Source organism: Saccharopolyspora sp. NPDC000995 (assembly GCF_053599315.1).
On sequence record NZ_JBSFLZ010000226.1, the window covers coordinates 1 to 5,184 of the forward strand.

Consider the following 5,184-nt stretch of genomic DNA (forward strand, 5'->3'; position numbering starts at 1 on the left):
GCTTCGACCCATCGCTGCCTGCAACGTTGCCCAACCGGTAGAGCAACGCCTCGAAGACCTTCGCGACCTGCGCCACACGCACGTACTGCACAGGGCTCAATCGCCGGTCGAAACTGACATTGATATGGCCCTCTGACTCCGAGCCGAAACCGCCCTGCCGCTGCAGCGCGCTCAGCAACTTCTCCATACTGGGCCACACCTGCTCGCTAACAGGCCGCTGAGTGCCATTACGCAGGATCGGCGATGTCGCCTCCACCTCGAACGCCGGCCCCTCCTTGAGCAACGCCCACTTACCACCGGCCACAATCGCCGCGGCCTTCAGCTTTTCATCCAGCAGCTTCGAGCCGTGATCGGTCCGCCAATCCACCAGCCCTGCTTGTTCGAGCTCCGCCCCCAGACTGTTGACCCGCGTATCGACATTATCGCCGAGGAGCTTGAACTCGACCTCGAACCCCAGACGCACATCCGGCCGGGAGCTCACCCCACCCGGCACACCGTCCCTGAAATACGTGACCGGAACACGCCCCTCCGCAATCGCCCGCTTCGCCTCCACATACACCTCACCCACCCTCGCCCGGCGAGCATTGCGCAATGCCCTCTCCGCCGCCTGCATCGCACCCAAGCTCGACTCCACCGTCTGCAACTGCTCCGGAGTCCACTGCCCGTGCCGCACCCACTGCTTCGCGGTCTCGACGTTCGCACGCACCCGATTCGGATTGAATTCCGGCGGCATCGCCCGCAAATGCCGATCCATCCGCCCCGTCAGCTCAGCCAACCTCGCAATCGCAGGTGGCACGAACCCCGCAGCCCGCCCCTCCCAAGACTCACCCACGTGTTCCCCGGCAAGTTCGCCCTCGTCATCCGCCACCAACCCGGCCAACTCGGCCCGCAACGCCTCTATACGCCGCTGCGTCTCCTCCCAGCCCGCCCGCAAACCCTGATCGAACGTCGGCAACAACGCCGGATCCGCCCGCACAACCTCATCCCACCTTGGCAACGCCTCAAACGAAGCCAGATAGGACTCAGCCTGCTCCAACGACTCCCGCAACTGCGCAACCCGCGAATCTTGCCCCCCATCACGGGCCACACTCCCCACCTGCTCCTGCACAGCCTCGTCCAACCCCTCCCGAGACTCCCCCTCCCACTCCGCCTGCATAGCCGCATCCGACTCCTGCGACGCCTCCAACCCAGTCTGCCGATCCTCGTCCAAATTGGACAGCGATGCCGCATCCTGCTCCTCCCCACCTGGGTCCGCCCTCACCTCATCAACCGACTCACCAAGATCAACACCCCCATCCGACCACGTGTCCTGTTCGTCCTGATCAGCCCCAGCCGACTCCGATCCCTCACTCGACGCCATTGCATCCTGCTCATTCTGCTGCCCGCCTGACTCCACGCCCGCAATCTCCCCGGGCCCAGTCTCCTTCCGGGCCTGCATCGCCGTCAGCGCCGCCCTATTTGTCTTCAGCCTTTCCCGCGTCTCCCCCAACTCCTCCGCAGAACCAGCCCACCTAACCATCCTGTCCCGCAACGCACGCAGCTGGCCCTCAACATCGGCACTCCTCGGCAACGCCTCCAACGCCCGTACCTCCGCAGCCTCTTTTTTCAGTGTCGATACTCGACTCCTCAGCCGACTTTCCCCCTTTTCGTCCTTTTCTATTTCCCGATGCAAATCGAGCTTGGTCCGCTGCTCCGGATTCAGCTGCCCCAGCTCCTCCAACTTCTTCAACTTCGCAAATTCGTCGGCGTCGGCGTCCTTTTTCGCCCTGTAAGAATTGATGACAGCCGCCCTGTGCATCTGCCTCCGCTTTTCCACCTTCGACTTGAGCTGCTCCAGCCTCTCCGCCTCCGCCTTAGGCAGCTCCCTCCCCTCCTCATGGGCCAACTGCTCCTTCCTCTGCAAATCCGCAACCTGGGCGGCGTCGGCCTTCCTCGCCTGGTACAGCCTCGCGTTGTTTCCCTTCTTGTTCTGCTTCCACTTTTCCACTCTCTGCTCGAGCCGCTCCAGCTCCTTGGCCTTTTCCGGAGCCAGCTGCTTCCCCTTCTCCTGGGCCGACTGCTGCTGCCTCTTCAACTCCGCAAGCTGGGCGGCGTCGGCCTTCCTCGCCTGGTACTGCCTCGCGTTGTTTTGCTGTCTCCGTGTCTGCGTTGCCGCCCGCGGGTCCTGTTGTGCTGCCTGATCCGTCGGTGTGGTTCCGTCACCCTCGCCGCCTTGATTCCCGGAACCAACCCCAGCCGGTCCTGCCACTGTCGGTCGCTTGGACGCCCCGGGAGAACTCCCGTCAGCCTCCTCCCGGGTCCTCTTCGTGCCCTCCGTGCCAACTTCCGCCGCCACCGGCCCAGACACACCAGGCTGAGTGTTCGGACTGTTCGGACCCTCCACCCCGGTGGGCAGCGCAGCCCCCCAACCCTGGCGCCGCAGCTTGGAACCGCCTTCTGGCAACATCACCGGCGTGGTCGGATCCGGTTCCACCTCCGCCATCGGAATCACCCACATCCGGGTTGCAGACAGGGCGTCATTCCTATCAGCGTCCTCTCCCTTCTGCGGATCCAGTAGAACGACCACCTCTTTCCCATCACGGTCTCCCACATGCACCGCGGCGATCAGATGCGCACTACGATCCGCACGCTGGTAAATCACCGGCGCAGCCACCCCCACCGGCCCGCTGCGCACGTACTGCTCACCCCCAGCCACACCATCCACCCGCCGGGGCTCCCGACCGAACGCCACCACCAACCGAGCCGGATCCCGATCACGACCAGCCGGCCCCGCCACAAACTGCCGGTTGAACTTCAAAGAATTATGGAACGCCACAAACGCTTCCAGGCAATTCACCCGAAAACGCATATCACCAGAAAGATAATTGTCTCGGTTCACCCCCTGCAGTAATCGATACACAGCCCCCAACTCGCCCGCCACCAGCCCCGCGTGCTTCACACCCCGCGGCAACCCCTCATCCACAACCGCCTCGCCAGTAGGCAGCCCACCCACTTCGCCGCCAAACAACCCGACAGAATCCTCTCCGCCGTTATAGTCACGGAGAAACGCAGCGAAATCATCGCCCCCCTCCCCAACCATCTCCCCTATATCACCCACCCCCTCCCCCGCCTCTTTGAACGCGGCCAGCTCGGTTTCGACAAACTCCTCATAAGCACCCTCTCCCAACATCGTTTCCGCCTCCGCCGCACCCGCATCCCTCGACACATCTGGATCGGCCACCATCTGAACAAGCCGCGCACCGAGATCGAAGTCAGCCAACCCCGGGCCACGGTCGTCCGCCTGAGCCCTAGTCCACTCCGATACCCCGTCCGGCCCCGCAACCCACTCATCCCGCCCTGCCACCGAGACCCCACTCTCCCCGGTCTCCATCACCTCCCCTTCCTGCTTCCGCTCCGCCACTTTCGGCTGGAGCGCCGCCAGCTCCTCCGCCACTTTCGGCTGGAGCGCCGCCAGCTCCTTTGCCACCTCCGACGTCAGGGACCTCTCGGTCTCCAACCCCTCCAACTCTGCAACCCGGGCAGCTGCCTCCCTCCTCACCCGGTTCCGCTCCGCCGCCCGCTCGTCCTGCTGTGCTGCCTGATCAGGCGAGGTGAGCACCCTGTTCCCGCCGTCACCCGGATTCCCGGGATCATCCCCTCTGTTCCCGGCAACTGCCCCAGCATCCGCCGCACCTTCCACCGCATCCTGCTCACCCAATTCCGTCAACGCCTCATCACGCCACGCATCGGAATCGGCGTCAGCCAACGCCGTATTCTGATCACCCTGCCCAGCCCCGCTCCGCCGCTCCGCGAGCTCACCGTCCCCAAACTCCCCCACCTCATCCCGCACCATCGCATCCTGCTGTCCACTTGCCTCCAAGCCTGCAATCCGCCCCGCCCCCGTCTCCTCCCCCTGGGCCTGCATCGACTTCAGCGTCTTCCTGTTATCGCTCAGCCTTTTGTTCGTGCCCGCCAGCTGCTCCTTAAGATCAGCCAACTCATCGACCTGGCCGCGCAACCTACGCAGCCTGACAGGTTCGGCCTCGGTCGGTGGCAACTTCTCCAACGCCTGGGCTTCCTCAGCCGCCTGGATTTCCGCAGCCCATTCGGCAGCATGCTTTTCCCTACTATTTACCCGCCACCTCAGCGAACGGACCAACTTTCGGTCGGCCTCTACTTTCTGCCACAAATCAAGCTCGGCCTGCTGATCCGTATTCCGCTCGGACAATGCCGACAACTTCGCAATCATCTCAGCCGGCTGCCGACGAAGAGCCTTTTGTTTTCCGTTGATCTCATCCTTATTCTTCCGATAATTGTCTGCGACGAGCCCCTTAACCTTGATCGGATTATTTCGGACGTAGTCCGCGTTTTTTCTTTTAAACTTCTCCTTGTTCTTCTGATAATACTCCGCATTTTCTTCCTTTTTCTTAGCAGCGGTTGAATTTCCCCTGTGTCGCTTGGAGTGCCCAGAACTTTCACCTGTCTCGTCCTGCGGCCTCTTCGCGGACTGCCGCTTCGGACCCGTTACCTCTGTGGGCAGTCCGGCTCCCCAGCCCTGGCGCCGCAGCTCGGGACCGTCTGCTGGTAACGCTACCGGTGCCTGCGGTTCCGCCTCCGGGTCTTTGAGTGCGTGCGGGTTGTTCGAAGTCGGCGCGCTGCGTACTGGATCGCCGTCGGTGGGAGACACCCTGTCGGCCTTCGCGAACTCGGCCTCATCGAAGTCGCCCGCGTCATCGTCACCCGGCACATGCGCCTCGTCAGTGGATGTGCCAGGGCTCGGCTCCGCATCCCCCGCAGGAGCCCCCGAGCCGTCGAAATGACCACCCGGCACCTCGGCACCGTCACCCCACGACGCGACACCATCACCATCGGCAAAGGCGCTACCGGACAACCACGAACCGAACCCGCCCTCGGACTCCGGACTCCCACGCCCGAACGTCCCCGCATCCCCACCACCGCTCCCGATATCACCCACCACACCCTCGGTGGACCCCGACCGCGTAGCCCCCACGAACTCCGACCCCGCAAAACCAGCGGACTCCGACAGCCCTTCCCCACCCCGCGCAGGCCCAGCACCCGCACTCACAGCCGTCATCGCTGCCCGAATATCGGCCAGCCTTGCCCGCACCGCGTCAACAGCCTTCTCATCCTCATCCGATGCCTTCCCGGCCTCCTCACGCCCGGCCTCCTCAGGGTTCTTAAGCG

1 pseudogene is annotated in these 5,184 nt (G+C 63.7%); it reads right to left on the reverse strand.

From position 1 onward, the window contains the following. Nucleotides 1-4,726: pseudogene (locus tag ACWDKQ_RS35035) on the reverse strand (hypothetical protein); the annotation flags it as partial. Nucleotides 4,727-5,184: the final 458 nt, after the last annotated feature.